27 protein-coding genes are annotated in these 26124 nt (G+C 62.5%); 4 read left to right on the top strand and 23 right to left on the bottom strand.

Features of this window, described 5'->3' with window-relative positions:
* Positions 1-45: 45 nt before the first annotated feature.
* The 5 genes from EU811_RS12270 to EU811_RS12250 all read right to left on the bottom strand — a co-directional run bounded on the left by EU811_RS12270 (position 46) and on the right by EU811_RS12250 (position 6151).
* The gene (locus tag EU811_RS12270) at positions 46-3096 is read right to left on the bottom strand and encodes an AAA family ATPase (RefSeq protein WP_142938689.1); all 3051 of its coding nucleotides are present in this window, start codon (positions 3094-3096) and stop codon (positions 46-48) included.
* Positions 3093-4283: an exonuclease SbcCD subunit D gene (locus EU811_RS12265; RefSeq protein WP_142938688.1), complete on the bottom strand. Its 1191-nt coding sequence runs from the start codon at positions 4281-4283 to the stop codon at positions 3093-3095. Before EU811_RS12265 ends, EU811_RS12270 begins: the two co-directional genes overlap by 4 nt.
* A gap of 68 nt (positions 4284-4351) precedes the next feature.
* Positions 4352-5284 carry an aquaporin gene (locus EU811_RS12260; protein ID WP_142938687.1) on the bottom strand — a complete coding sequence of 311 codons (933 nt, stop codon included), beginning with the start codon at positions 5282-5284 and terminating at the stop codon, positions 4352-4354.
* 160 nt (positions 5285-5444) lie between these two features.
* Entirely contained in the window at positions 5445-5789 is a 345-nt protein-coding gene (locus EU811_RS12255) for a DUF202 domain-containing protein (RefSeq protein ID WP_142938686.1), read from the bottom strand.
* A 2-nt stretch (positions 5790-5791) separates the two neighbouring features.
* Entirely contained in the window at positions 5792-6151 is a 360-nt protein-coding gene (locus EU811_RS12250) for a YidH family protein (protein ID WP_284705199.1), read from the bottom strand.
* A gap of 77 nt (positions 6152-6228) precedes the next feature.
* Between EU811_RS12250 and EU811_RS12245 the strand changes: the two genes are divergently transcribed.
* Positions 6229-7299 carry an ADP-ribosylglycohydrolase family protein gene (locus EU811_RS12245; protein WP_142938684.1) on the top strand — a complete coding sequence of 357 codons (1071 nt, stop codon included), beginning with the start codon at positions 6229-6231 and terminating at the stop codon, positions 7297-7299.
* A gap of 7 nt (positions 7300-7306) precedes the next feature.
* Here the strand turns inward: EU811_RS12245 and EU811_RS12240 are convergent, their stop codons facing one another.
* The 5 genes from EU811_RS12240 to EU811_RS12220 form a co-directional block, all read right to left on the bottom strand.
* Positions 7307-7876: a DUF4395 domain-containing protein gene (locus EU811_RS12240; protein WP_142938683.1), complete on the bottom strand. Its 570-nt coding sequence runs from the start codon at positions 7874-7876 to the stop codon at positions 7307-7309.
* Positions 7877-7953: 77 nt separating this feature from the next.
* Positions 7954-8964 (bottom strand): exonuclease domain-containing protein, encoded by a 1011-nt coding sequence (locus EU811_RS12235; RefSeq protein ID WP_142938682.1) that lies wholly within the window; start codon positions 8962-8964, stop codon positions 7954-7956.
* Between the two features lie 96 nt (positions 8965-9060).
* Positions 9061-9747, bottom strand: a complete 687-nt coding sequence (locus EU811_RS12230; RefSeq protein WP_165450185.1) for a hypothetical protein — start codon at positions 9745-9747, stop codon at positions 9061-9063.
* Positions 9744-10682 carry an ABC transporter ATP-binding protein gene (locus EU811_RS12225; RefSeq protein WP_142938681.1) on the bottom strand — a complete coding sequence of 313 codons (939 nt, stop codon included), beginning with the start codon at positions 10680-10682 and terminating at the stop codon, positions 9744-9746. The genes EU811_RS12230 and EU811_RS12225 overlap by 4 nt, the downstream gene beginning before the upstream one ends.
* Positions 10679-11089 (bottom strand): GntR family transcriptional regulator, encoded by a 411-nt coding sequence (locus tag EU811_RS12220; RefSeq protein WP_142938680.1) that lies wholly within the window; start codon positions 11087-11089, stop codon positions 10679-10681. The genes EU811_RS12225 and EU811_RS12220 overlap by 4 nt, the downstream gene beginning before the upstream one ends.
* A 121-nt stretch (positions 11090-11210) precedes the next feature.
* Here EU811_RS12220 and EU811_RS12215 point away from each other — a divergent pair, with 121 nt between their 5' ends.
* On the top strand, positions 11211-11972 hold the full coding sequence (locus tag EU811_RS12215) for a DedA family protein (RefSeq protein ID WP_187697156.1): 762 nt from the start codon (positions 11211-11213) through the stop codon (positions 11970-11972).
* Between the two features lie 69 nt (positions 11973-12041).
* Here the strand turns inward: EU811_RS12215 and rdgB are convergent, their stop codons facing one another.
* From rdgB to clpS, 6 genes are all read right to left on the bottom strand, one after another.
* Entirely contained in the window at positions 12042-12704 is a 663-nt protein-coding gene (gene rdgB, locus EU811_RS12210; protein ID WP_142938678.1) for an RdgB/HAM1 family non-canonical purine NTP pyrophosphatase, read from the bottom strand.
* Positions 12701-13459 (bottom strand): ribonuclease PH, encoded by a 759-nt coding sequence (gene rph, locus EU811_RS12205; protein ID WP_011775233.1) that lies wholly within the window; start codon positions 13457-13459, stop codon positions 12701-12703. The genes rdgB and rph overlap by 4 nt, the downstream gene beginning before the upstream one ends.
* Before the next feature lie 65 nt (positions 13460-13524).
* On the bottom strand, positions 13525-14322 hold the full coding sequence (locus tag EU811_RS12200) for an MBL fold metallo-hydrolase (RefSeq protein ID WP_142938677.1): 798 nt from the start codon (positions 14320-14322) through the stop codon (positions 13525-13527).
* Positions 14319-15389, bottom strand: a complete 1071-nt coding sequence (murI, locus tag EU811_RS12195; protein ID WP_142938676.1) for a glutamate racemase — start codon at positions 15387-15389, stop codon at positions 14319-14321. Before murI ends, EU811_RS12200 begins: the two co-directional genes overlap by 4 nt.
* A 64-nt stretch (positions 15390-15453) precedes the next feature.
* Positions 15454-16020 (bottom strand): DUF2017 domain-containing protein, encoded by a 567-nt coding sequence (locus EU811_RS12190; RefSeq protein ID WP_142938675.1) that lies wholly within the window; start codon positions 16018-16020, stop codon positions 15454-15456.
* A complete protein-coding gene (gene clpS, locus EU811_RS12185) occupies positions 16013-16375 on the bottom strand; it encodes an ATP-dependent Clp protease adapter ClpS (protein ID WP_024817261.1) in 363 nt (120 codons plus the stop codon). Before clpS ends, EU811_RS12190 begins: the two co-directional genes overlap by 8 nt.
* A gap of 37 nt (positions 16376-16412) precedes the next feature.
* Here clpS and EU811_RS12180 point away from each other — a divergent pair, with 37 nt between their 5' ends.
* On the top strand, positions 16413-17741 hold the full coding sequence (locus EU811_RS12180) for a nicotinate phosphoribosyltransferase (protein WP_142938674.1): 1329 nt from the start codon (positions 16413-16415) through the stop codon (positions 17739-17741).
* Positions 17741-18367 (top strand): isochorismatase family protein, encoded by a 627-nt coding sequence (locus EU811_RS12175; RefSeq protein WP_142938673.1) that lies wholly within the window; start codon positions 17741-17743, stop codon positions 18365-18367. The genes EU811_RS12180 and EU811_RS12175 overlap by 1 nt, the downstream gene beginning before the upstream one ends.
* A gap of 76 nt (positions 18368-18443) precedes the next feature.
* Here the strand turns inward: EU811_RS12175 and EU811_RS12170 are convergent, their stop codons facing one another.
* The 7 genes from EU811_RS12170 to EU811_RS12140 all read right to left on the bottom strand — a co-directional run.
* A complete protein-coding gene (locus EU811_RS12170; protein WP_142938672.1) occupies positions 18444-20219 on the bottom strand; it encodes a DEAD/DEAH box helicase in 1776 nt (591 codons plus the stop codon).
* A gap of 109 nt (positions 20220-20328) precedes the next feature.
* Positions 20329-20667 carry a DUF3039 domain-containing protein gene (locus tag EU811_RS12165; protein WP_142938704.1) on the bottom strand — a complete coding sequence of 113 codons (339 nt, stop codon included), beginning with the start codon at positions 20665-20667 and terminating at the stop codon, positions 20329-20331.
* A gap of 8 nt (positions 20668-20675) precedes the next feature.
* The gene (gene nagB / locus EU811_RS12160; protein WP_142938671.1) at positions 20676-21458 is read right to left on the bottom strand and encodes a glucosamine-6-phosphate deaminase; all 783 of its coding nucleotides are present in this window, start codon (positions 21456-21458) and stop codon (positions 20676-20678) included.
* A gap of 86 nt (positions 21459-21544) precedes the next feature.
* Entirely contained in the window at positions 21545-23116 is a 1572-nt protein-coding gene (locus tag EU811_RS12155) for a transporter (protein WP_142938670.1), read from the bottom strand.
* Positions 23098-24000: an ABC transporter ATP-binding protein gene (locus EU811_RS12150; protein ID WP_142938669.1), complete on the bottom strand. Its 903-nt coding sequence runs from the start codon at positions 23998-24000 to the stop codon at positions 23098-23100. Before EU811_RS12150 ends, EU811_RS12155 begins: the two co-directional genes overlap by 19 nt.
* 41 nt (positions 24001-24041) lie before the next feature.
* Positions 24042-25142, bottom strand: a complete 1101-nt coding sequence (locus EU811_RS12145) for an NADH:flavin oxidoreductase/NADH oxidase (protein WP_142938668.1) — start codon at positions 25140-25142, stop codon at positions 24042-24044.
* A partial coding sequence (locus EU811_RS12140) for a tetratricopeptide repeat protein (protein ID WP_238703399.1) occupies positions 25142-26124 on the bottom strand: 983 nt, incomplete at its 5' end. The genes EU811_RS12145 and EU811_RS12140, both read right to left, overlap by 1 nt.

The following is a 26124-nucleotide window of genomic DNA, read 5'->3' as shown; positions in this document are numbered from 1 at the left end:
GATGCGCGCGACCCGGTGTAACGGGTTAAGTCTATCGGATACGTCTCAGACCGGTACAGCGTCGGCAATCCGCACGCTGGAACCATGCCTGCCCTTGATCACCTGCAGCTGGTTGGTGATCCGTTGCTTCATCTCCGCGACGTGACTGACAAGGCCAACAACCCTGCCGCCGTCGCGCAGTCCCTCAAGGGCGTCCATCACTTGCTCCAGGGATTGCTCATCCAGGCTGCCGAAGCCCTCGTCCACAAACAGCGTCTCAATATCGACTCCGCCGGCCTCCTGCTGCACTACATCGGCGAGGCCCAGCGCCAGGGATAATGACGCCATGAAGGATTCACCGCCCGACAACGTGGAAGTGTCCCGCCGCTGACCGGTCCATTCATCCACGACTTCCAGCCCAAGGCCCGACTTTGCGCCTCTGGCGGCCTTGGCGTCCGTATGCTGCAAGGTGTATCTGCCATCACTCATGGCCACGAGCCGCTCGGAGGCTGCAATGGCTACCTGTTCCAGCCTTGCCGCCAGGACATAAGTGTTCAGACTCATGCGGTAGTTGTTATCACCCGAGCCCCTTACGGTGTCGGCCAATTCTGCGAGCATATGTGCCCGGCGCCGAGGTTCCCTTCCCGATTGGGCCAGGGTCCGGTACTCCTTCCCCAGGCGGGCAACAGCGTCCGCTGACTTGCCGGCAAGGCCGGCTGCCAATTCCTTGGCCCGTGCGTCATCGGCGGCCTTTGAAGCAAGAAGCTTCGCCTCGGCAAGCTCGGCTTCGGCCAAGGGGAGTTCGCCGATGCTGGCTTCCTTGGCCGCAAGGATCAGGTCCTCACCGGCAAACAGCTCATCCAAGCGGGACGATTCGGCCTCGAAATCGGCCAGATCCTTTTCCAGGCCCACCACATCTGCGGGCGGGAGGATCTCCCGGCGGGCTTCGTCAGCCGAAGCAAATCCGGATTCCACCAAGGCTTTGTCAAGGGAAGCGGCTGCGGCTTCGCAGGCTTGTTGTGCCTGTTCCAGTTCCCGCTCTGCATCCACGGCCGCCTGCAGAAGCCCGCGCTCATCGACGAGTGCTTCCAGCCGCTCGCGAAGGCTGGGGAAGCCGTCCTTCAAACCGGCAAGTTCTACTTCAAGGGCAGCACACTGCTCCTGAAGCAGCTGTGCTGCCGAAGACCCCTGGGCCGCAGCGTTCGCGGAAGCGTCGTGTTCTTGTTGCACCAGGGCGATCCGCTTGCTGAGGGCCTCGTGCCGGGCGCGAAGCTTCTCCAATGTCACCGCCGCCTTGCGAGCCGTCGAGGCAGCCTCCTGGGCAGACGCCCGCTTGGATTCTGCTTCAGCAGCATCCACTGCACCTCCCTGGGCCACCAGTCCGGCGAGCACCTGCGCTGCGGAGGAGAGCTGCTCAGCGAGGAGCGCCAACGCTTTTTCGCTGGCCTCAAAACGATCCTTGGCTTCTTCCTCTTCCTGGGCGAGGGAGAGCGCCGTTTGCACGGCTTCGGCTGGGTTGGGATGTTCCTCACTTCCGCACACGGCGCACGGCTTACCGCTTTCCAACGCCGCAGCGAGCTCCCCCGCAGCGTTGGCCAAACGCAGTTCACGGACATCAAGCCATTGCTGCCGGAGGTCCTGCGATTCGGTCCGAGCCTGAAGATGCTTCAGGGTGATCCCGTCCAACTCGTTGGTGGCCGTTGCGTGGCGGGCCACAATCCCTACCAGCTCGGCGGCACCAGCAGCCTCCCGCTCCAGTTCCGTGAGCTGGCTAGCCAAAGGTTCCAGAGGCTGGATCTCTGCTTCCACGGTGGACACGTCGGAGCGCAACTGTTCCAGTAGACCGGCCGAAGCGCCGGCAGCGGCCTGCTGTTCGGCGATATCACCACGCATGGTTGCCAAACGTGCCGTGATGACTTCCAGACGTTGTTCATCGGGCAGCCGTGCCTCAACCACTGCGCAGACGGCTTTAACGGCTTCCAAAGCTACATCCGTAGTAGCGGCGTCCAGGCCAGCTGCACCAAGCTTCCCGCGCACACCGGCAGCCCGCGCTGCGGCGGCTTCGAGTTTGCGCGCCGTCGAATCGACAGCTTCGAGCTGGCCGCTGAGAACGGCGGCACGCCGGTGTCTGCCCAGCATCTCCTTGTTCTCCAGCGCTCGGGGCGCTGCCAGTTCAAGCAACACCCGCCGTTGCATCGCAGCGCCCAGCCGACCATGTCTGAGCGACCTCTCCTGAGCCTCGTGGAATTGTTCCAGCAGGCGGGTGGCCGCTGATTCTGCCTCCGCTGCCTCGTCCTGCCGACGCTGCCATTCAGAGTGAATTTCAGCCTCCATGACGGCCAGCCAAGCTTCCGGTTCCTTGCCTGGTTCCGGCGTTGGCTCTTGCCCCGGCTCCTGGTTTGGCTCCTTGTCGGCAGCCGGAGTAGCAGCTGCAGGAAGATCCAGATGGTCATGCTCAGAGGCGACCCGGTCAAGTAGCTGCTGGAGTTCGGAGGCATTGTCCTGCACAGCCCGGGCGGCATCGGCGGCTTGCTGCAGGAGCTGGCGTTCCACCGCTTCGAATCGCTGCGTGCCGAACAATTTTTGGAGCAGGTCCAGTCGGTCGTTGGCCTTGGACCTCAGGAAAGCGGCAAAGTCGCCCTGTGGCAACATCACCACACGGGTAAACTGCTCCCGGTCCATTCCCAGGACGTCCGAAAGCTCAGCCCCTACCTCGTCATTCCTGGACGACTTCTCCTCCCAGCTCCCGGCTATGCGTTCCCTGAGGAGGGTCTTGGCCTGCTGGGTAGTGAATCCATTGCGGCCGCGGGCGCTTGGACGGTCCCACGCCGGGGAGCGCGTCACTTCAAAACGGCGGCCACGCGCAGAGAACTCACACACCACCCGCGGCTCAGCACCCGGTGCAGCATGATCGCTTCGGAGCCGTTTGCCTTCCTGGCGGGCGCCGGGAACGGACCCGTACAGGGCGAAGCAGATGGCATCCAGAATGCTGGTCTTGCCGGCGCCTGTGGCGCCGTTAAGGAGGAAAAGGCCCTGCGCACTGAGCTGGTCAAAGTCAATGTGTTGGGGTGTTGCAAACGGACCGAAAGCTTCGATGTCCAAACGATGAATCCTCATAGCTCAGCCTCCTGCAGCCGGACGGCTTCAAGTGCTTCCGTCAGGGCAGCTTCTTCTGCACCGTTTGCACCACGTTCCCGGACATGTTCCAGAAAACCGCAGCAGACACCGAGGTCGTCTTCTGCGGCGGCGAGGCGGTTGCTGTAACTGGTGGAGGGCCGTGACTGACCACCTTGGGGATCGAAGGAGAGGACCAAGGTGTCCGGGAAACGTGTGCGCACCTTCTCCATGGCCTGCCCAGGACGTTGCGCGTCCGTCAGCGTGATCTGGCAATAGGCTGTCTCTGCCCACGCGTGCTCTTCACCGCCCAATAGCTCCTCCAGCGTTCCGCGCAAGGTGGCCAACGCTTTGGGAGCCTCCCACAGGACCTCCTCAACGGCGATCGCGCCGCTGGCGTCGAGGTCTACCAGCCAGGCACCCTTGTGGTGTTTGGCTTCCGAGAACGAATAGGCCAAGGGAGAACCGGAGTACCGGACATTGGGTGCCAGCTCCTGCCGCCCATGGAGGTGACCTAAAGCTGTGTAGGCGAAGTCTTCAAAGAGATCCAGGGGAACCGCGCCCAAGCCGCCAATGCTCAGATCCCGTTCGCTTTCCGAGGTAATGCCCCCACTGGCAAAGGTATGCGCGAGGACCACCGGATACACCGGCCCTGATGCACGACGCGCCTGAACATCACGCCGGATCCGTTCCACTCCGGCCAGGGTCACATCAAAATGGTTGGCGTTCTCAGCTCCCAACCGTTCAGCCACAAGCCGGGGTTCCAGATAGGGGATGCCGTAGACCGCCACCTGGCCGTTCCCCGCGCCGTCCTTGCCAGCCCCTGTGTCTGCCAACGGGAAAAGCACCGGTACGTCGAGTTCCTCCACCTTGGTCCTGAGGTGGACGCCTCCGCGTTCCAACAAGCGGGAAGCGAAGCCCAGCCTGATCGCGGAGTCGTGGTTGCCGCTGGTCAGGACCACTGCGGCTCCTGCCTGCGTGATGCGCACCAGTGCGTCATCGAGCAGCTTGACCACATCCAATCCGGGCAAAGCACGATCATAGACGTCCCCGGCAATCAGCACGACGTCAACGGACTTGGCTTCCACCAGTGATACCAACTGGTCCACAAAGCTCCGCTGGGCATCGAGCATGCCAACGCCGTGGAAAGACCGGCCAAGGTGCCAATCGGAAGTGTGAAGAAGCCGCATATTTTTAAGCTAACCGGGGGCACCGACAATAAAGCGCAGGCGAGCCGTCCGCCGTCGAGCCCGTAGGGTTATTTGCCCTTTTTACCGTCGAAGAAGTCCCGGGCGTCATCATTGACCGGCGTGGCCGGCACGGCGCGGGAAGGGGAACCGTCTGCTTCCGCAGCAGCGTCCTTGGCCCCGGTGTCCTCGTCCGGCTCATCGTTGGCATCAAAAGAGTCGTTGACGCCATCGCTGCCGCCTTGAACGTCACCAGGCGCCGCCACGGCAGTAGTGGAGAAGCCTTGGAAGCCGCGGAAGGCAAGGCCTGCAAGCGCGGCGCCCATCAGCGGGGCCACCCAGAAGAGCCACAGACCCTCAAGCGCCCAGGACGAGCTGAAGAATGCCTGCGCTGTTGCCCGCGCAGGGTTGAAGGGAAGGTTTCCCAGTACCTGTCCGAGCTGGAGCAGGACAGCCATAGCCAAGCCGACGGCGAAGGGGGCCATAGCCGGAACAGCGCGGCGGCCGGCGGTCGCGCCAAGAAACACAGCCACGATGAGAGCTGCACCTAGGACCTCGACCAACAGAACCCCGGCGAGCTGTGTTTGGGCGGCAGCGTGGTCGCCATAACCTGGTGCAACGACGTCAAAAGCGGCCCTCGCGTCCGTAAGGACGGGCACCGTGCTCACGACAAAGTAGATCAAGGCAGCACCAACCACGCCGCCGATAATTTGCGCTGCTACATAGCCCAAGGCCGCAACAGCCCGGACTCGACCGGCGATCAGATTGCCCACAGTGATCACAGGGTTGAAGTGGCCTCCCGAGACATAGCCGAAGGCCAACATGGCCACTGTCACCGCAAGGCCGGTTGCAAGAGCAACAGGCACGGGGGCACCACCAGGATTGGAGAAAATCCCGACTCCCGCCGCGACAACCACAACGAACATCGATCCCAAAGCTTCAGCCGACAACCGGGCAACAAGTCCCGGTTGGGGTTCAGGTGGGGCCTGTACAGGAGAGGTCATGTCCAAGGAGTCCTTCGGTTGGTGTGGATGCCGGTATGGCCGGCTTCGGTCGCGGCGGACGCTGATGTTTGGCACCGACGCTGCAGGGGTCATGCAAGCTCAAGGCCACTGAGCATTTTGTCAGCCGAGTCTGGGCGCCAGCTGAATCCCGCCTCCGAGCTTATCCGCCCAAGGCGATCGCTGCGATCGCGGTAGCACCGAGCCCCACCACAGCCAACATGCTGACCCGGACCAGCCGGGCCGAAGCAGCCCCGTTGCCGGCGTGGAGCTGCCGTGAGCGAACCCACACCACTGCCGCCACCACGATGGTGGCTGCAGCCGCCACGAGAGCGCAGATGCCTTGGTAATCAAGCCCGGGAAGGCCCGCGACGAGATGGCCGGTTGAGGGCTCAGACGTCAGCCAGCTTCGCCAAATGAACAAGTCCACCACCACCAGGGAGATCAGCGTCCGGCGCCATGCCAAGATAGTGCGCTCAGGCTGCAATCCGGGGTCACGGACTTCCATAGTTACCGCGCCACCAAAATCAGCACCGCGAAAGCGAAGGCCGCCACGGCAACCACGATGGTCATGAACAGCATGACCCGGGAGAAAGGGAGCGCCTGATCATTGCGCATCGCCGCTTCCATCTGACCCCAACGACGATACGAAAGTGCCGCCAACCCCGCACCAACCAAGGCAAGCAAAACACAAAGAACCAGCCGCACCGGGGTGGGCGCGATGTTCGGGGCCAACTGGTCTACGGCAACCGCCCCGGCAAGCAGTGCCAAGGATGTGCGGATCCATGCGAGGAAAGTACGTTCGTTGGCGAGAGAAAACCTGTAGTCGGGTGTCCTGCCTGTCCGTCGCCACTGAGGTTCACGCGCCATGTCTCTCCAAGTTTTGTCAGTGCCGGGCAGCTTCCCCACCATACCAGCGGGGTCTCACGACACGGTAAGTTACTGGCATGAGTGTTGAACCTAAATCGCCCGCTGATCCATCCTTCGAGTCCCGTGTCCATGGGTCACTTTTGGGAGGGGCACTGGGTGATTCGCTTGGCTACGCAGTGGAGTTCGACTCCATCGCCGCGATCCGCGCACGGTATGGTTCCGAGGGCCTGAAGACTTTCGGTCAGCTCGACGGCGCCAGCCACTTCTCGGACGACACGCAAATGACGCTATACACCGTTGACGGCCTGGTGGAAGCACTCGAATGGGCCAACGATGGCGTAGCTGCGGACGAGATCGCCTGCCTATGGCTTGCCTACCTGCGTTGGCTCGCCACCCAGGACGTTGCTGTTGACTCCGCCGCTCCCGTGCCGCAACCGCGGTGGATCGATGCCCAGGAGGTCCTGCGCCACCGCCGCGCACCCGGTAACGCCTGCCTCAGCGGTTTGGCAACGGGCACTATGGGAACGGTGGCCCGTCCGGTCAATGCCGACTCCAAAGGGTGTGGCACCGTGATGCGTTCAGCCCCGTTTGGACTAATCCCCCACATTTCACGCGAAGCCGTGTACAAGCTCAGTTCGGACGCCGCGTCGTTGACGCACGGACACCCTTCAGCACGGCTCAGCGCAGCCGCCTTCAGCCTGCTGATCCACAACGTCGTGGCCGGTATGGACGTCCGCACCGCAGCAACCGAGGCGCTCAACTACGTCAACGCCGTTCCTACCAAAGCACCCGAACTGGTGGAGCGTCTTGAAGGAGCCTTGCAGTTGTCCCTGCGGCCCGCCCCTCTGGACCCGGAAGAACTGACCACAGCACTTGGTGAGGGTTGGATCGCCGAGGAAGCGCTCGCCGTCGGGCTTTACGCGGTGCTGGCAACCAAAGGCGGCACGCCGGCAGAGCACTTCCGCAACGCAATCGCCGTGGCCATCAATCACAGTGGCGACAGTGACTCCACAGGGTCCATTACCGGGAACATCCTGGGCGCCTACTATGGTCTGGCATGCTTGCCGGCCGATTGGCTGGAGGCCCTGGAGGCCCCGGAAGTCATTCGCGGCATGGCGGACAGATTGCTTGCCGTCACCACCGGGTAGGTAGTGGCTACGCCTTGCGGAGCGTGACGTTGTTGCAGGCTTCGCACACGTCCTCAGGGATAAAGCCGCGGCGCTGCAGGAAGCCAAAGATCGCGCATCCGAGGCAGAAGCCCACGAATGCTTCCAGCGAAGCCGCCACGATCAGCAGCGTCAGCAGGATCCAGGCGGCGGGCTGGAAACCGGTGAAAAACAGCACGACGGCGGCACTCGTCAAGGCGGCACCGATGCCTTGCGCGAAACGCTTTGGTGGACCGGCAACGAGCTTGGCGTGTCCAAGCCGGGGTGCCAACACCTTCACTGACAGAACTGCGAGCGGGGAGATCCGCGGACCGAACAGCACACGGAGCCAGAAGCCCACAGCCAGAGCCACCAGCCCCCAAGCCCAGCCGGTCAAGAGGGTGGCGACGGCCACCGCCACCACCAAGCCGGCCGTGATCCGGGCGGCGTACTCGTTAACCGGGTTGGGGAAAGCAAAAACTGCCCGCCAGTCCACCCCGCCGCGTTGAGCAGCGCCAGCAGAAGTAGCCGCAGCGGCAGGCTGGCGAGCGGGTGCTTGGGGAAGGACTGGTTTGGCCATGCCCCAAGGCTAGGAGTGCGGCTCTCCCAGCGGATAGCTTTGTTGCGCAGTATGAACTGCTGACCGTGTGGTGGAGGCTATGCGCCGCCCACCATCTGCAGGAATTCACCTTCGGAGACAACCTCGATTTGCTGGCCCTTGGCGTGCAGCTCCAAGACGCGCTTGGCCTTGCCTGTGAGGCGGCCTGCGCGCAAGTCACCTGCCACGAAACCGTCACCAACTATCAGCACAGTAGTCCGCGCGGTTACCCGGCTTTCGGGACGTGCTCCCATGTCCGCGGCCCGTGACTTCGCCTCCGGCCTGGTGATGGCGAGGTCGCCCGTGAACACCACGGTCTGCCCGAAAAGCGGATGTCCGGGTTCCGCGGACGGGTTGGGCAACGGGTTGGGGCCCTCCTCCGGCCAGGCCTGGAAGCTTCCTGCAACGCCCAGTGCGCGTTCGACCGTGCGTTCGGCGGCGCTTCCGGTCCGTGCCGCGAGCGCGGACATGGTCGCCTTGGAGAGGCCATGCGCGGGATCGAAGGCGGGTTGCTGTGGCAGGTTCAGGCCGAGGGAAAGGTAGAGTTCGGCGATGCTGTTGGCGTTGTTCCGCCTGGCGATGTCCACCAGAATGCCGGCGCAAGCGCGGGCATCTTCCGCGGCGTCGTGGTGGTTGACCAAGGGAACCCCGGCTTCCTCGGCGGCGTACGGCAGGGAATTTGAAACCAGTGAATAGCAGCGGCGGGAGAGCATGACCGTGCACACATAGTCGTAAGCGGGTCCGGCAAGGCCGGAGACTTCCAGTCCTGAGCGAATCACGCCGAGGTCGAAGGCTGCATTGTGGGCGGCGAGTACGTCGTTGCCAATGAAGGCGCCGATTTCCGGGAAGAGTTCACCGAAGCGGGGGCGCCCCGCCACGTCTTCGGCGCGGATCCCGTGGATTCGGGTGTTGTGGAACTCGAAATGATCATGGTTCTCCGGCGGGCGCATGAGCCAGGAGGCTTCCTCCACCACGACGCCGCCACGGACTTTGCTGAGGCCCACCGAACACGGCGACCCCCGGAAGCCGTTGGCTGTTTCAAAGTCGATCGCCGTAAAGTCCAATGCCACTGGACAAGATTACAGCCGAAAAAGGCCGCCCTTGCCGATTTGCACGGCGGGGCGGCCCTTCCGGCCTGCATTGTGGTCAACGTGACATTTGGGCCTCTATGGAGTGGCCCTGCGCAGGGTTGCATAGGAACCTGCTGCGAGGACTACGCAAAGGAGCGCCGTCCATCCGCTGATGCTCAGGGGCGACTGTTGGGCAAACCAGTTCCCTACGTACCCCCACCATTCGGCCAATGTTGCCAAAGCTGCCAGGCCAATCAGGACCAACCCCGTGCCCAGGGTTGAGATGAGGGTGCCTGTGGTTCCCCAGCGCTTGAAAATGGTGGCGAACCAGAATCCGACGATGAACATGAACATCATGACCACGAAGAAGAATGCTGCGGTGGAGTACCAGGGGCCCTCGGTTACCCATGGAATGTTGAAGAAGTACCCATATACTCCCCAGCCGGTGGTTGCCTTCTCAATGGCGCCACCGATCAGGTACAGCGCCGTCATCCCCAGGGCAATGAGGGAGAACAGGCCCAGGGTCCCCAGGTAGAAGGCCCTCCGGCTGATGCTCAGACCCTGCGAAAACGGGAAGACCAAGGTCATGCTTTGGATGCCGAGGACCAGGAAGTACCACAGGGGTGCCTGGCTTCCGCCACCGTTTTTTCCTTCGGTGACTGGGATCAGCGCGAAGATGGCGATCGACATCAGGAACGATGCCGCCAGGATGGTCAAGGGCCATCCGATGTACGTCCACTTGTTGATCAGCTGCATCCGGGCAACTGCTACGGTCCTGCTCATCGCCTTGCCTCCAACGTGTCATCGGCGAAATCGTTTGTTTTTGACGCGGCTCCGGTGGCTCCCGGTCCCGCCATGGTCTTGCGGACTACCAGCTGCTGCAGGGAGACGGGCGAGAGCTCCAGGCCCAACTCCTGCGCTTCGGCACGATCGCGGCTGCCCAGCGCCTCATCCACAGTCACTGATGCCAGGGAACCGAGGGTTTCGCGATGCAGGATCTTCCGGCCGGCCAGGAACGTGTCCACCTTTTCGGCGGAGCCCGAGACAGTCACAGCCGAACCCCGGATTTCTTCTGCGTCGGCGTCCATGATGATCCGTCCCCTGTCAATGACCACAACATGTTCCAGGAGGTTCGCTACCTCGTCGATCAGGTGGGAGGACAGGATGATGGTCCGCGGGTGTTCTGCATAATCTTCCACGAGGCGGTCGTAGAACAGTTGGCGGGCCACGGCGTCAAGGCCGAGGTAGGGCTCATCGAAGAACGTCAGCTCGGCGCGCGAGGCGAGGCCGATGATGACTCCCACCGCGGACAACTGGCCGCGGGAGAGTTTCTTGATCCTTCGCTTGAGGGGAAGCTGGAAATCTTCTGCCAGGCGGTCAGCGAAGTCCTGGTCCCAGTTCTTGTAGAAAAGTGCGGCGGAGCGGAAGGCGTGCTGCGGATGGAAGTCCTCAGGATACTTCTGCGATTCCCGGATGAAGCAGATCCGGGACAACACGGCGTCGTTCTCGTAGGCGCTGGCGCCGAAGACGAGCGCTTCACCGGACGTGGCAAAGGCCTGCGCGGTCAGAATGGACATCAAGGTGGTCTTACCTGCGCCGTTGCGCCCAAGCAATCCGTAGATGCGGTTGGCCGTCAGGCTCAGATTGACGTTGTCCAGCGCGTTGAGTTCCTTGTAATGCTTGACCAGATGACGGGCCTCGATGATGGTCTCGTTCACAGGGCCGCGCTCCTTTCCTTGTCTGTCCCGGTGTCCGGGGCCAGCCCGGAATTGCGTTCGATCATGGTGTTCAGCTGCTCTGCCGAAATGCCCAGCTTCCGGGCCTCCACTGCCAGCGGCTTGACGTACTGCTCAACAAACTCTTCGGTGCGGCGCGCTATCAGCTGGGCGCGGGCTCCTGTGGCGACGAACATCCCTATCCCCCTGCGTTTGTAGAGAATTCCCGAATCCACCAGCACGTTCACGCCTTTGGCGGCGGTTGCCGGGTTGATGCGGTGGAAGGCCGCGAACTCATTGGTGGAGGGCACCTGGGATTCCTCTGCCATGGTGCCGTCCACGATGCCGTTCTCGATGAGTTCGGCGATCTGCATGAAGATCGGCTTGCTGTCATCGATCACGAGCTCCACCGCCTCATTGGTTCATTACTCATGCAACTAACCATACAACTGACAAACCTAGTGTCAATAGGTCCCCGGGAAAAATACGACGACGGCCGTCAAGTAGGCTTGATGGGTGATCTTCTCTGCGATAAGCGACCTTGCCGTATCCACTTTCGGGGGCGCGGGCCCGGTACAGCCGCCTATGGCTTCGTTCCTGCCGGACTGGTTGAACCCCGACGTCTTCCTCCGTGATTCACCCTTGGGACCGTGGGTGGTCCTTCTGGTCTGCGCCATTGTGTTCGCAGAAACGGGCCTCCTGGTGGGGTTCTTCCTTCCCGGCGACTCGATGCTGTTCACGGCGGGACTCCTGGTCTCCACGGGTGCCATCGAGTTCAATCTTTGGGCCATGTGCGGCATGATCATCGTGGCCGCGATCATTGGCAACCAGACCGGCTATCTCATTGGGTCCAAGGCCGGCCCTGCCATCTTTAATAAGCCGGATTCCAGGCTTTTCAAGAAGGAAAACGTGGAGAGCGCCCACGCATTCTTCGAAAAGCACGGCGGCAAGGCCTTGATTCTGGCGCGCTTCGTGCCCATCATCCGCACGTTCGTGCCGGTGATCGTGGGCGTGGCTCAGATGGACAAGCGTAAGTTCTTCCTCTTCAACGTCATCGGTGCCGTCCTGTGGGGCGGCGGCGTTACCCTGCTCGGCGCATGGCTTGGCCAGTTTGAGTGGGTTGGAAACAACATCGACATCATCTTCATCGTCATCGTCCTGATCTCAGTCATCCCGATCTTCATTGAGATCGGGCGTGGATTCATGGCCAAGCGCCGGGCCGCTGCCGAAGGCACGGACCCTGTGGAGGAATTCATCGACGAACACGAGGGCGGCAAGCACAGCGAGCACTAAGCTCCCTGAACCCTGAAACACAAAAGGCACCCCGCAACAGCGGGGTGCCTTTTCGCGTAGGGGAAGAAGCTACGTGGCGTTGGGCCCGGACAACGCCGCGACGATCGCGGGAAGCAGTGCACGGAACGCCTGTCCACGGTGGCTGATGGCGTTCTTCTCCTCCGAGCTCAATTCCGCACAGCTGCGGTCCATCCCGGCCGGCTGCAGTATGGGGTCATAGCCGAAGCCACCTTCGCCACGGGGTTCACGCAACAACGTCCCTTCCAACTGGCCGTACTCCACCGTCTCCTGGGCAATTCCGTCCGGACCCGGCACCGCCAATGCAGCTGCGCATACAAACGCAGCTGAGCGGAAAGCGTCCGGAACATCGGAGAGCTGTGCCAGCAACAAGTTCAGGTTGCCGATGTCATCACCATGCGTGCCGGACCATCGCGCCGAGAAAATACCCGGAGCCCCGCCCAGGACATCAACGGCCAATCCCGAATCGTCGGCGATGGCCACCAGGCCGGTCGCCTCCGCCACCGCTCTGGCCTTGAGGAGGGAATTCTCAGCAAAGGTGACACCGGTTTCGGCAACATCCGGGGCGCCTGCCGCAGCGGCGTCCACCACTTGGGTGTCGACGTCGAGACCCGGCACCTGGCCCCGCAACAGTTCCCGGAGTTCCTTCAGCTTGCCCTTGTTGTGTGTTGCCAGGACGAGGCGTGGAGCACCAGAGGCCTGTGCGCTGCTCACGGGGCTTCGGCCAGCGTCTCGCGCTGGATGGCGGACAACTGGGTGGTGCCCAGCAGTGCGAGGTCCAACAGGGCGTTGAGCTCGTCGCGATCGAACGGAGCGCCTTCCGCCGTGCCCTGAACTTCCACGAACTTCCCCGAACCGGTCACCACAACATTCATGTCCGTCTCCGCGCGAACGTCTTCCACATACGGCAGATCCAGCATGGGAACGCCGTCAATGATGCCCACGGACACTGCCGCAATGGTGTCCACCAGGGGCTCCGCGTTGCGGGCAATGAGCTTGTTCTCCCGGGCAAAGCGGATAGCTTCCGCCAGCGCCACGTATGCGCCGGTGATCGCGGCGGTGCGTGTGCCACCGTCGGCCTGCAGGACATCACAGTCCAGAACGATCGTGTTTTCGCCCAGTGCCTTGGTGTCGATGATGGAGCGCAACGAGCGGCCAATGAGGCGCGAGATCTCATGCGTGCGCCCACCGATCTTGCCCTTGACGGATTCACGGTCCGAACGGGTGTTTGTGGCGCGCGGCAGCATGGCGTACTCGGCCGTGACCCATCCGCGGCCTTCGCCCTTGAGCCAACGGGGCACACCTTCAGTCAGGGAAGCGGTGCACAGAACCCGGGTGTTGCCGAATTCGATCAGTGCCGAGCCCTCGGCCTGCTTCGACCAGCCGCGGGTGATGCTGATGGGTCGCAGTTGATCGGGGGTCCGGCCATCGGCGCGGATGACGGGAGTGGCTGTAGCTTCAGAAGTCATGGTTCAAGCTTAGCCAAGCTGACGCCACCACCCCGACGCCGGGTAGGGCTGAACATGGTGTGAGGCTAGATCGTGTAGTGGACTCCGGCAACCGCCACTGCCACGTCACCGGTGAAGACCGGTTTAGCTTCGGACAACACCTTGGTCTGCGAGGTCCATACAGGGATGTGCGTGAGGAGGAGTCGCTTGGCACCGGCATTCATGGCAGCCTCACCTGCACGCTTGCCCGTGAGGTGGACGTCCTTGATGCCGTCATCCCTGCCTTCCTCGAATGCCGCCTCGCACAGGAACAAGTCCGAGCCCCTCGCGGCGTCCTCGAGTCCCTGGCAGGAATCCGTATCCCCCGAATAGGTCAGGACCTTGGTGACGGGAAGGCCGTCCTTGCCCGGTTCCGTAGCGGTGACGCGCAAGGCATAGGCCTCTTCAACGGGGTGGTTGACGGCGAAAGGGGTCACAGTGAAGGGACCCACCGTCACCGGCTTGAGCTCGGTCCAGTTGGTAAAGTCGAATTCCTCGTGCATGCCGGGATCGAGATCCAGCCCATAGGCGGTGGCCATCCTGTCCGCGGTGGCTGCAGGTCCCCACACCGGCAGGCGATCCCTGCCCCAGCCGCCCGGCTTCCAACGAACCGCGACGTGAAGGCCGCAGAGGTCCATGCAGTGATCAGGATGCAAGTGCGTGAGGAAGATCGCGTCGATGTCTTCCAGATCCGTATAGCGCTGGATGGCACCCAAAGCTCCGCTGCCCAGGTCCATCACGATCTTCCACTCGCGCTCACCGTCGTGCGCTGTCACCAGATAGCACGACGCCGGCGAGCCAGGGCCGGGGAACGAGCCCGTGCAGCCCACGATGGTCAGCTTCACAGGTCACGTCCCATGGTTGTTCCGGTGCCGCGACTGAGCGTCTCATCGGGCTGGACGAAGTACGAGCGGCGGGAGAGCCCGGATCCGGACCGTGCTGCTTCGAGCATCTCGGGAGTTATTCGAGCCAGGCTGCCTGTGGGGTACTGGGCCGCGACGTGGTCCACATGCTTTACGGAGAGGACTTCCGGCCCCAGGAAGCGGCGGGCCAGAGTCTCGAATTGGGTAGCATCACCGGTAGCTATGAATTCGTGGCTCGGTGCCCGCGTCTCTGTCCGCTGAATGCCGTGGTTGGCCAACGCGCGGTAGACGTCTTTGGCCGTCTCCTCGGCACTGGAAACCAGCGTGACGTCCTCCCCCATGACGAATGAAATGACACCAGTCAGCAGCGGGTAGTGGGTGCAGCCAAGGACAACAGTGTCCACTCCGGCGACTCTGAGGGGCTCGAGGTACTCATTGGCAGCAGCCAGGAGCTCGGGGCCCGTGGTGATTCCGGCTTCCACGAACTCCACGAATGCCGGGCAGGCCACGGACGTGATGCTAAGGTCCGGGGCGGCAGCAAAAGTGTCCTCATAGGCTCTCGAACCCACGGTGGCCGAGGTTCCAATAACACCAATCTTGCCGGAACGGGTGGCCGAGACAGCGCGCCGGACTGCCGGCTGGATCACTTCGATCACCGGGATGCCATAACGGGCGGTATAGCGTTCCCTGGCATCGCGGAGCACCGCGGCGGAGGCCGAGTTGCACGCAATGGTCAGCAACTTAACGCCCGAATCCACGAGCTCGTCCATGACGCCCAGCGCGTTCGCGCGAACTTCGGCAATAGGCAGCGGACCGTAGGGGCCGTTAGCGGTATCGCCCACGTAAAGGATTGATTCGTTGGGGAGCTGGTCAATGATGGACCGTGCAACAGTCAGCCCACCCACGCCTGAATCAAAGATGCCGATCGGACGTGTCCCTAGGAGTTCCCCATTGCCAATGGGGGCATTACTGCCCAACGCGCCGAAGGGTGAGCCCGAATCTGAAGTCATAATTATTCGAGAATAAGGCTTCCCGTGGTGTGCGGCCATTACCTGTGCTCTCCGCCTCGTGTCTGATGTGTCACACGGTGTGAGGAGCATCCCGCCACCCGGATCAGGATTTCGCCTGTCGTGCGGCCATCATCGCCTGCACCAAAGACTCCTGAAGCCAGGTGGTGAAGTTGTAGACGAGGGCCAGGTAGCTCTCCACGTCCTCTGCCTGGCTCCAGTCCTGCATGCTGTGGATGTGCTCGGCATCGGCTTCATCGCGAATATCCAGGCGTTCGGCCAGCACGAGCCGGACATCGTTCAGCGCCATGGACCAGCGGGTCGCGTCCTCGGGGGTCAAAACGAGCTCGTTCTTGTCCAGGCCCAAAGCCGCAGCCCTCAGGGCACCGATTTTGTTTTCCCGGACAGAGCGTTCGGTGAGTTGGCGGAATTCCAGCGAGCCGTCGTCGTCGTCCTTCATGACGTTCGGCAAGAGACGCAGCAGGGCGCGGTCGCTGGGCTGCTGGACGTCCATATCCAGGCCGATCAGCGCAGCCAGCGGATCCTCGTTCTCCCGGGCGTCCGACTCCAGCATGGAAATGACGTCGTCCAGCAATCCCCGCAGGAGGTCACGCTCCGCGGGCTCCAGGTATCCGCTGATGCCCTTGAGTCCGTACTTGAATGCCTTAGCCACGCTGGCGGCCGCCCTTCCCGGGTGTCTCGTTGCCGCTCGCGGCCTTTTCAACCGTGGCCCACAAGCCAAAGCCGTGCATGGCTACGGCATGCTGCTCCACTTGTTCCTTGCTGCCATGGGCAACAATGGACCGGCCCTTCTTATGGACCTCCATCATGAGCTTGTGGGCTTTGGATTCGGAGTAGCCGAAGTAACTCTGGAACACAAAGCTCACGTAGCTCATCAGATTCACGGGATCATTCCAGATCACAAGGTTCCACGGGATATCAGGGGCTGTCAGGACATCGGTGGAGGACTGCTCTGCAGCTTTCGTCCGCTCATCGATGTCCGTGCCGTACGCAACGCTAGGGCTCATCTGTCCATTCTAGGGCGGCTCGCACTAGAGTGAATTCGTGAGTAGAGCCTCGTCGTGGGACCACCCCGCAACTTCCTTGTACACAGACCACTACGAACTGACCATGCTTCAGGCAGCCCTGCACTCGGGCGCCGCGCACCGCCGCTCGGTGTTCGAAGCATTCGCCCGGCGACTGCCGGATGGCCGCCGGTATGGCGTGGTAGGCGGCACGGGACGCCTTTTGGAGGGCATAGCGGACTTCCGGTTCGGCGACGCCGAGCTCGCATTCCTTGAGCAAAACAAAGTGGTCAACCAGGAGACCCTGGACTACCTGGCCGACTACAAGTTCAGCGGCGACATCTGGGGCTACGCCGAAGGTGACGCCTACTTCCCCAACTCCCCCATCCTCATTGTCGAATCCACGTTCGCCGAAGCCTGCATCCTGGAAACCTTCATCCTGTCGGTCCTCAATCACGACAGCGCCATTGCTTCGGCGGCCTCGAGGATGACCTCGGCAGCCGGCACACGCCCTTGCATCGAGATGGGTTCCCGGCGCACCCAGGAGGAATCGGCGACGGCGGCAGCCCGCGCCGCCGTGATTGCCGGCTTCGCCAGCACGTCCAACCTCGAAGCCGGACGGCGGTACGGTATCAGGACCGTCGGCACGGCAGCGCACTCCTTTACGCTCCTTCATGACACCGAGCGTGAAGCATTCGAGGCACAGATCGCAGCGTTCGGCCCCGGTACATCCCTCTTGGTAGACACTTACGACGTCGAGACCGCGGTGCGTACCGCCGTCGAGCTGGCCGGCGATAAACTCGGCGCCGTCCGCCTGGACTCCGGCGACCTCATTGCGCAAGCACAGTGGGTCCGGCAACTTCTTGATGACCTCGGCAACGTCAACACCCGCATTGTGGTCACCTCCGACCTCGACGAATTCGCCATCGCCGCCCTGCAGTCCGCCCCGGTGGACTCCTACGGTGTTGGAACGTCGTTGGTCACCGGATCCGGTGCTCCGACGGCCAGCATGGTCTACAAACTCGTCAGCCGCACCAACGATGCCGGCGAGTTCATCTCGGTAGCCAAGGCCGCCAAGAACAAGGCAAGCGTCGGAGGTCGCAAATACGCCCTGCGGAAGCTCAACGAGCGCGGGCGGGCCACCCAGGAAGTCGTGGGGATCGGCCACCGCCCCGAAGATGACGGCAACGACCGCGAACTGCTTCACCAGTTCGTCAAGAACGGTGAGGTGTTGCCCGGGTGGACCGGACCCGAAGGTGTCATCCGCGCCCGGGAACGGCACGCTGCCACCATGGCCGAGCTGCCCGCCGTCGTGAACCGACTCCAGCGAGGCGAAGCTGCCATTCCCACCATCTACGAGGAGAACTGATGTCCAGGGCCCTGATTATCGTCGATGTTCAAAATGACTTCTGCGAGGGCGGAACGCTAGCTGTTGAAGGTGGCGCCGCCGTTGCAAGTGCCATCACCGAATACATGGACGCCAACCAACAGCATTTCGATCACATCGTGGCCACTCAGGATTGGCACGTCGAGCCCGGCGACCACTTCTCAGATAACCCGGACATGGTGGATTCCTGGCCTCCGCATTGCAGGGCCAGGAGTAAAGGTGCCGAGCTACACGAAGACCTGGATCCCGAGTACATCCATGCCTACTTCCGGAAAGGTCAATTCACCGCGGCCTACTCCGGCTTCGAGGGCGTCCTGGCTCCCGAAGACGACGTCCCCACCGGCGACCTCAAAGCCGGAGCAGCCACCGTGGAGGTCCTCGACGAAGACGCGATCGGACTCGACGATTGGCTCCAAAGCCACGACGTCGAGGAAGTGGTGGTGGTAGGACTTGCCACGGACTACTGCGTGAAGGCTACGGCGCTGGATGCGGTCCAGGCCGGATACACCACCACGGTGATTGCCGGGCTCACGGCAGGAATCGCCGATGACCTCAGCGATGCCTATGACGAAATGGAAGCCGCCGGAGTGGAAGTCGAACGCGACTGATTCGTGAATTCCTGGAAACAGGGAAGGGCGCCGCAACCGCGGCGCCCTTCCCTGTTTCAGCTGCTAGTGGTTCCAGCTACTTCCTGCCGATGAACCAGTCCTGAAGCTTGCGCAGGCGGGCCTGCAGCTGCTCCTCGTTCGCTTGGGCGACAGCCGGGCCACCACACACTTCACGCAGTTTGGTGTGAACCACACCATGGGGCGTGCCGGTACGGGCAGCCCAGGCAGCCACGTTTTTGGCCAGCTCGTTGCGCAGGTCCATGAGCATCCGGTGGTCAGGCACAGCCGGCGCGGCCGCAGCCGCCAGCGGTGACTGGCGTTTCTTGCGGGACTGCTGATCGTGCTGGCGTTGGCGCAGCAGTGTGCCCACTTGCTCTGCGTCCAGGAGCCCGGGAATGCCAAGGAAGTCCAATTCATCATCGGAACCGATGTCCGCTCCCGTGCCAAACTCACCACCGTCAAAAAGGACGCGGTCAAATGACGCTTGGGAATCCAGAGCCTCGAACTTGCCTTTGGTGAGCTCGTCCGACGCTTTGTCTTCCCGATTGGCCTCTGCCATGAGGTTCTCTTCGGGATTGAAGAGGCCGTCCTCGTCCTTCTCCGGGCGGTCCAACGCGTGGTCCCGCTCTGCCTCCATGGTGTTGGCGAGAATCATCAGCGGCGGCACGGAGGGCAGAAAGACCGACGCCGTCTCGCCCCTCTTGCGGGCCCGCACAAAACGCCCCACGGCCTGAGCGAAGAACAAAGGTGTGGAGGTGGAGGTGGCATAGACGCCCACCGACAGCCGCGGCACGTCAACGCCTTCGGACACCATGCGGACAGCAACCATCCAGCGCTGTTCACCCGCGGAGAATTCCTCGATCTTGCTCGAAGCCTTGGAGTCGTCCGAAAGGATCACCGTGGGCGACTGGCCCGTGATCTTCCTGAGCTGGCCCGCGTAGGCCCGGGCGTCCTCGTGGTCTGTGGCAATGACCAGGCCACCGGCGTCCGGCACCGTCCTCCGGACCTCGCTGAGGCGCTTATCCGCCGCAGCCAGGACGGCAGGAATCCACTCGCCGGTGGGGTTCAACGCCGTGCGCCAGGCCTGGGAGGTGATGTCCTTGGTGACAGCAGCTTCACCCAGCGAGGCAGCCATCTCGTCACCTGCACTGGTACGCCACCGCATCTGGCCCGAATACGCCATGAAAAGTACGGGGCGCACTACGTGGTCCCGCAGCGCATTGCCATAGCCGTACGTGTAATCGGCTTTGGAACGCCGGATGCCGTCCCGGTCCTCAGCGTAGTCAACAAAGGGAATCGGCGAGGTATCCGAGCGGAACGGAGTACCTGTCAGTGACAGGCGCCTGGCGGCCGGATCAAAGGCCTCGCGCAGGCCATCGCCCCACGATAAAGCTTCGCCGCCGTGGTGGATTTCGTCCAGGATCACCAAAGTGCGTGCCGCTTCAGTTTTCGCCCGATGCAGCATGGGCTTGCTGGCTACCTGTGCGTACGTGACGGCAACGCCCACGAAGCCACGACCATGCTGGCCATCGGAATTCTTGAAGTTTGGATCAATGGCGATTCCCACTTTGGCTGCGGCATCCGCCCACTGACGTTTCAAGTGGTCCGTAGGTGCCACGATGGTGATCCTGTTGACCACTCCACTATCCAGCAGCGTGGTGGCGATGCGAAGGGCAAAGGTGGTCTTACCGGCGCCGGGGGTTGCCACGGCGAGGAAGTCCTTGGGATTGCGGTTCATGTAGAGGTCAAGTGCCTCCTGCTGCCACGCACGGAGCTTGGGCGCTGTACCCCACGCAGCACGTTCCGGGTACGCCGGAGGCAGGGACGGTCCACCAAATAGTGTTTCTGTCATGCTGGCTCCCCCGGGCTGATGGCAGCGATGATCATTTCCGGATTTCCGGGCACGCCAAAGCTGACGGGCAGGAGATGATCAGATAGGGCCGGTGTTCTCTTCCCACCCACTACTTGGAGTTGCCCGGGCCGCCGTTGTTTCCACCGTCGTTGCCGGGGCGGAGGCCGTCGTAAATCTCCTTGCACTCCGGGCAGACCGGGAACTTTTTGGGATCGCGCCCCGGTGTCCAGACTTTGCCGCAGAGGGCAATGACTGGCTCACCGCTCAGGGCCGACTCCATGATCTTTTCCTTGCGGACGTAGTGCGAAAACCGCTCGCGGTCGCCGGGTTCCACTTCCTGGCGCGTTTCCTCGCGCTCAATGGTGGCAGTGGACGTTCCGGCTCCGGAAAGCTCTCGCATGGGGTCGTTTTCGAATGGATCCGGAGGAAGCGTAGTCATGCCAAACATCTTACCGTCTACAGTCCCTGCCACTCCGGCTTGTTGTCGTAAGTGTGCCGATAATAATCAGCCAGTTTCAGCGATGACGCGGCTGCCTCATCCACCAAAATCGTGGCGTGCGGGTGCATCTGAAGGATTGATGCTGCACAAATTGCAGCTACTGGTCCCTCCACGAAATCACGCACAGCCTGGGCTTTCTGCGCCCCTGTTGCGACCAACACCACATGCCGGGCGTCCATGATGGTTCCCAGTCCCTGGGTGACTACGTGGTGGGGAACGTCGTCGATGCTGTCGAAGAAGCGGGCGTTGTCCTTCCGGGTCTGCTCGATCAGCGTCTTGATGCGCGTTCGGGATGCCAGGGAGGACCCGGGCTCGTTGAAGCCAATGTGCCCGTCTGTCCCCACACCCAGGATCTGGAGATCCACTCCACCCACGGCTTTGATGGCATCCTCATAGGCCTGGCATGCTGCCTCAAGGTCCCCGGCTGCGCCGTCGGGTCCATGGACGTTTTCCGGCTTGATATTCACGCGGTTGGTGAACTCGCGCCGGATTACCTCGCGGTAGGACTCGGGATGTCCCGCTTCAAGCCCCACGTATTCGTCCAGCGCAAAACCATGCGCCTGGCTGAAGTCCAATCCCCCGGCCTCATAGCGGCTGGCCAACTCGTCGTAAATGGGCAGAGGGGACGAACCCGTTGCCAAGCCCAGTACAGCATTGGGCTTACGGCGGACCAGCGCTTCGATGGCATCGGCTGCAAGTGCACCGATCTGTTTAGTGCCAGGGAGAATGACAACTTCCATCGTCACGGCCTTTCTAGTTGTGGTCGTCGAGCTATCTGACAAAGACGTTATCCCATGTCCCACCTACGGGCACGGTTGTTACGTGGTTATCGGTTTGCGCTGAGCTGGGCGAACATCTCCGGCCCCCTGGCGTCCAACCACTTTCCACCAAGGCGGACGCCCACCACGAACAGGATAACGCCCAGTACCGGACCTACTGCCAAGTTGATCCATCCAGCTTCCGAACCTCCACTGAACGCCTGAACAGCCACCAGCGCAAGCTCCGGAACCAGTAGAAGAGCCAAAAGACCCATACCAACTGCCTGAACTGCGAGGGTCTGGGCGACATTTCCCGGGGGTTTCTTGAACGGGCTGTCCCCCGGCAAGGGCACGGCGATGTTGTAACGCGCTGAAATCACGGATGAAAGCCCCAGCCCGGTCAAGAGCGTGCCCAACGACAAGCCCAAGAGATTGGGCAGCCATTGCCAGTCACCGGTGACAAAAAGCGGCCCTACGGTGAACACCAGCACCACCGGAAGGGAGAGTGCCAGGCAAGCCAACGCCCGGCCCAGGCGGTCATCGATGCCACGGACACCTGCTGCGAGGTGAAGCGCAAAAGCTGTGTTGTCGTACGAGACATCAGCGCAAATCGACCAGGCCATCACAAAGGCCGTCAGCGGCCCCAGGATCATGAGCATGCCGTAACTGCCGCTCTGTGAGCCGCTGAAGAAAAAGATGACAGGAAACAGGGGAACAATAACCAGGGATGCCGCGTACCGCGGATCCTTCATCCAATAGACCAGAGCCCGGGCAGCAACTGCACCTGCCGGTGTTCCGGGAAGAAGACCGAACAGTCCAAGTTTTCCACCCTTCTTTGCTGACCCTCCGGAGTACGGAGGCGTCACCAACGCCCGCTGCAGCAGAACATGCCAGCACAGGAGCAGGGCGACGATGGTTGCTGCCGCAATGAGCAACTTGAGCCCCGCGGCGGCCACATTGCCTGATTCGAGGTCTCCGCCCAGAGACCACGCTGCACCCAGCGGCGTCCAGGAAACAGCCCTGGCCAACACGGGGAGGTAATCAGCACTTCCGCGAACGCCGTCAATAATTCCCATCATGATGGGGCCTAGCAACACCAGCGGAATGAACACAATAATGCTGCTGGCATCTTTGAAACGCCGCGACGCCGCAAGGCCGGCAGTCGCCGTCGTGACTACTTTGGACAGGACGATGCACGTTATGGCACCCAGAACCGCACCCAACAAGGCACCTGCCACCGCTGGAAAACTACGCCACCAGGTCCCTACCGTCCCGAGCGCAGCCAGCAAAGTGGCCAGACCGGGAATACCGATGAAGCCCGCGAGGGCAAGGCCGGTCAAGAGTTGTCTAGGCGGTATGGCAAAGGTGGTGAACCGGGCAGGGTCCAAGGTCATGTCCGCGGCCGAAGCAACAAGCGGAATGATGGCCCAACCCAGGACAGCGGCCGCTCCACCCAATACCACTACAGTGTGGGCGATCTCCGGATCAGCCCACCGCAGCGCTATGAGGCCTCCAACCAGGAGGACCAGCAATCCCAATGCATAAACGAGCCCCAACGCCATGCCTACCAGCTGCCACGGGCTGCGTTTGAACCCGTTCAGGAGCAGGCGCCACTTGAGGTTTAGAAGGTGCGCAACCATTCCAAGCCCTCCGTCCGGTGCCCGCCGCCCACCAACTGGACGAAGCGTTCCTCCAACGTGGAACCATCGCGGACCTCGTCCACGGAGCCCGCGGCCAAAACACGCCCACCAGCCACAACTGCTACGTGGCTGCACATGCGCTGCACAAGATCCATGACGTGGCTCGAAACGATGACCGTACCGCCGGAAGCAACATACCCCTCAAGGATGCCCCTGATATTGGCGGCCGACACAGGATCCACCGACTCAAAGGGCTCGTCAAGGACAAGCAGACGCGGAGCATGGATCAGCGCTGAGGCCAAGGCAATTTTCTTGGTCATACCTGCCGAGTAGTCCACAACCAATTTGCCGGCGTCCGCTTGGAGATCCAGGGCAGCCAGCAATTCAGGCACCCGGGAGCCCACCACTTCACGGTCCATACCGCGGAGCAGACCCGAGTACGTCACCAGCTGTTCGCCGGTCAGCCGATCAAACAGGCGCACGCCATCAGGCAGGACGCCCATGAGCTTCTTGGCCTCCAGCGGCCGCGACCAGACGTCAACCCCGTGGATCAAGGCTGTGCCAAAGTCCGGCCGCAGCAGTCCGGTGGCCATGGACAACGTGGTGGTCTTTCCTGCACCGTTAGGCCCGACCATCCCGTAGAAGGATCCGGCAGGGACTTCCAGGCTCACGCCGTCGACGGCGATTTTCTCGCCGAATCGTTTGGCCAGGCCCCGAATGGACAGCGCAGCCAGTGGCTCGCTCCCGGGCGAGTCCTCCGAGGGCATCGGGTGAGCGGCCACCTGCGGTGGCTCGGCAGCTTGTGGCGGCTCGGCAGCTTGTGGCGGCGCGGCAGCTCGTGGCGGCTCGAATGTGGGCATGGGTTCATGGCGTGGTTCCGTCATGAACCCAGCCTAACCTTGCAGGCGGAAACCTGGAGGAGGTCCTAGAAGCCGTGGCGGGGAACGGCCCGCTGGTACTGCGGGACCCACGCAATGTCATGGCCTAATTCGTAGGCGGCCCTCAGCCACCAGTGCGGATCACGCAACGCGGCACGGGCCATGAACACCGCATCAGCCCTCCCGTTGGCCACAATGTCCTCCGCCTGCGTAGGACTCGTCAACAAACCAACCGCACCGGTGAGGACCCCGGCGTCGTTCTTTAACTGCTGGGCGAACCCTGCCTGGTAACCTGGCACGGCCCTGATCTGTTGATGCGCAACCGCGCCGCCACTGGAGACGTCCACCAAGTCAACGCCACGTTCAGCAGCGGCGCGAGCCAAACGCACTGAGGCCTCCACATCAACCCCGCCCTCGGCCCAGTCCGACGCCGAGATACGGAGCAGCAGCGGCATCGAATCCGGGATGACTTCCCTGACCGCGTCCACCACCGCGAGGATCAGCCGGTTGCGCCGTTCCTCGCTGCCGCCCCAAGCGTCTGTCCGGGTGTTGATGAGCGGGCTTTGGAACTGGTGAAGGAGGTACCCGTGGGCACCATGGATCTCCACGGTGTCAAAACCCACGGCCACCGCGCGCTTGGCAGCAGCGGCGTAGTCGGTCACCACGGCTTGGATATCCTCTTCGCTCATCACTCTGGGCGAAGCATAGCCGTCAAAAGGAGCGCTGCCGGGCCCTACCGTGAGCCAACCGCCGTCGCTTTCCGGAACAGAGCCGGAGCGTTCGGAAAACGGCCAGTAGGTGGACGCCTTGCGCCCGGCATGGGCCAGCTGGACACCGATCTTGGCATCGACGGCGCCATGCCGGTGGACAAAGTCCACAATCCGTTCCCACCCCGCGGCCTGGTTATCGGAATACAAACCGGCGTCCAGCGGGCTGATCCTGCCCGCCGCGTTCACTGCAGCTGCCTCGGTAAGGATTAATGCGGCACCACCGGCTGCAAAAGAACCCAGGTGCATCAAGTGCCAGTCGTGCGGGACACCTTCTCCGGTCTCCGGGTGGCAACTGTACTGACACATGGGCGATACCCAGCCGCGGTGTGCAACGGTGAGTGCACGCAGCTGCAGCGGCGTGAACAGCGCGGACGGCACTAGAAGAGGACCCTCGCGAGTCCTTGGCGGGCCTTAGCCACGCGCTCGTCCTGTGTCCCTACCACCTCGAATAGCTCCAGGAGGCGTACCCGGGCCGTCTCGCGCTCCGGACCGAAATTCCTGCCGATAAAGCTGATGATGCGATTGAAGGCGTCATCGATGTGGCCGCCGGAAATGTCGAGGTCAGCAACCGTCAACTGAGCCTGAATGTTGTCGGGTTCTGTTGCGGCGAGGTGGCGGAGGCTTTCAGCCTCAGGCGCGGAGAGCTTTTCCAGCCTTGCCATCAGCTCCACCTGCACCAGACCCGCTTTGGCGTCGGTGTCTGCGGGTTGTTCGAGAAGCGCCTGCTTGTAGGCCGCTATGGCCCCCGCATAGTCGCCGGCCTCGATCGCATCAATGGCTGCCTGGTGCAGCGGCGGGAGCGGTGCGGGCTCCGGGTCCTCACCTGACTCACCGGCCTCACCTATGCTGCCGGTGACACCGTTGGCTGCAGCAACCTTAAGAAGTTCCTCCACCAGGTTTCGGATCTGTTCATCATCGGCAGGTCCCTGGAAAAGCGGTACAGGCTGTCCTTTGACCACAGCAACTGCTGCGGGAACGGCCTGAACCTGGAAGGCCTGCGCCAGCTGGGGGAAAGTATCAACATCGGCAGCGGCCAGCACCAGCCGGCCACCATAGGTTTCCACAACGCGTTCGGCTGCTTCGAGAACCGCGGGTGACTCCGGTGCGTAGCGCGACCAAAGAAGGAAAAGCACGGGGATCTGCGCAGACAATTGCACCAGATCCTGGAAATTTGTTTCGGTGGCATCCACTCGGAGTGGTGCTTTGCCGTTTTCGCCCCCTTGGGGCGCGCCGGCCGCGGGCGATCCGCCGCCCGCCGAAGCGGAGGGGGAAGACGCCGGCGGGGCGGCCGGGCGGCGCAGCGACGATAGGTCGACGGCACCGCGAAGATTGAGCTGGCTGGCAGCGGCTGGAGTGGGTC

It is taken from the genome of Arthrobacter sp. TS-15, from assembly GCF_006964045.1.
GTDB lineage: Bacteria > Actinomycetota > Actinomycetes > Actinomycetales > Micrococcaceae > Arthrobacter.
Note: the sequence above shows the minus strand (reverse complement) of the source record. Positions and strands in the feature narration are given on the sequence as shown.

Excerpts from the sequence above, each read along its gene's own strand:
- EU811_RS12270 (WP_142938689.1), bottom strand. The coding sequence starts at position 3,096 with ATGAGGATTCATCGTTTGGACATCGAAGCTTTCGGTCCGTTTGCAACA.
- EU811_RS12265 (WP_142938688.1), bottom strand. The coding sequence starts at position 4,283 with ATGCGGCTTCTTCACACTTCCGATTGGCACCTTGGCCGGTCTTTCCAC.
- EU811_RS12260 (WP_142938687.1), bottom strand. The coding sequence starts at position 5,284 with ATGACCTCTCCTGTACAGGCCCCACCTGAACCCCAACCGGGACTTGTT.
- EU811_RS12255 (WP_142938686.1), bottom strand. The coding sequence starts at position 5,789 with ATGGAAGTCCGTGACCCCGGATTGCAGCCTGAGCGCACTATCTTGGCA.
- EU811_RS12250 (WP_284705199.1), bottom strand. The coding sequence starts at position 6,151 with ATGGCGCGTGAACCTCAGTGGCGACGGACAGGCAGGACACCCGACTAC.
- EU811_RS12245 (WP_142938684.1), top strand. The coding sequence starts at position 6,229 with ATGAGTGTTGAACCTAAATCGCCCGCTGATCCATCCTTCGAGTCCCGT.
- EU811_RS12240 (WP_142938683.1), bottom strand. The coding sequence starts at position 7,876 with ATGGCCAAACCAGTCCTTCCCCAAGCACCCGCTCGCCAGCCTGCCGCT.
- EU811_RS12230 (WP_165450185.1), bottom strand. The coding sequence starts at position 9,747 with ATGAGCAGGACCGTAGCAGTTGCCCGGATGCAGCTGATCAACAAGTGG.
- rph (WP_011775233.1), bottom strand. The coding sequence starts at position 13,459 with ATGACTTCTGAAGCTACAGCCACTCCCGTCATCCGCGCCGATGGCCGG.
- murI (WP_142938676.1), bottom strand. The coding sequence starts at position 15,389 with ATGGCCGCACACCACGGGAAGCCTTATTCTCGAATAATTATGACTTCA.
- clpS (WP_024817261.1), bottom strand. The coding sequence starts at position 16,375 with ATGAGCCCTAGCGTTGCGTACGGCACGGACATCGATGAGCGGACGAAA.
- EU811_RS12175 (WP_142938673.1), top strand. The coding sequence starts at position 17,741 with ATGTCCAGGGCCCTGATTATCGTCGATGTTCAAAATGACTTCTGCGAG.
- EU811_RS12170 (WP_142938672.1), bottom strand. The coding sequence starts at position 20,219 with ATGACAGAAACACTATTTGGTGGACCGTCCCTGCCTCCGGCGTACCCG.
- EU811_RS12165 (WP_142938704.1), bottom strand. The coding sequence starts at position 20,667 with ATGTTTGGCATGACTACGCTTCCTCCGGATCCATTCGAAAACGACCCC.
- nagB (WP_142938671.1), bottom strand. The coding sequence starts at position 21,458 with ATGGAAGTTGTCATTCTCCCTGGCACTAAACAGATCGGTGCACTTGCA.
- EU811_RS12155 (WP_142938670.1), bottom strand. The coding sequence starts at position 23,116 with ATGGTTGCGCACCTTCTAAACCTCAAGTGGCGCCTGCTCCTGAACGGG.
- EU811_RS12150 (WP_142938669.1), bottom strand. The coding sequence starts at position 24,000 with ATGACGGAACCACGCCATGAACCCATGCCCACATTCGAGCCGCCACGA.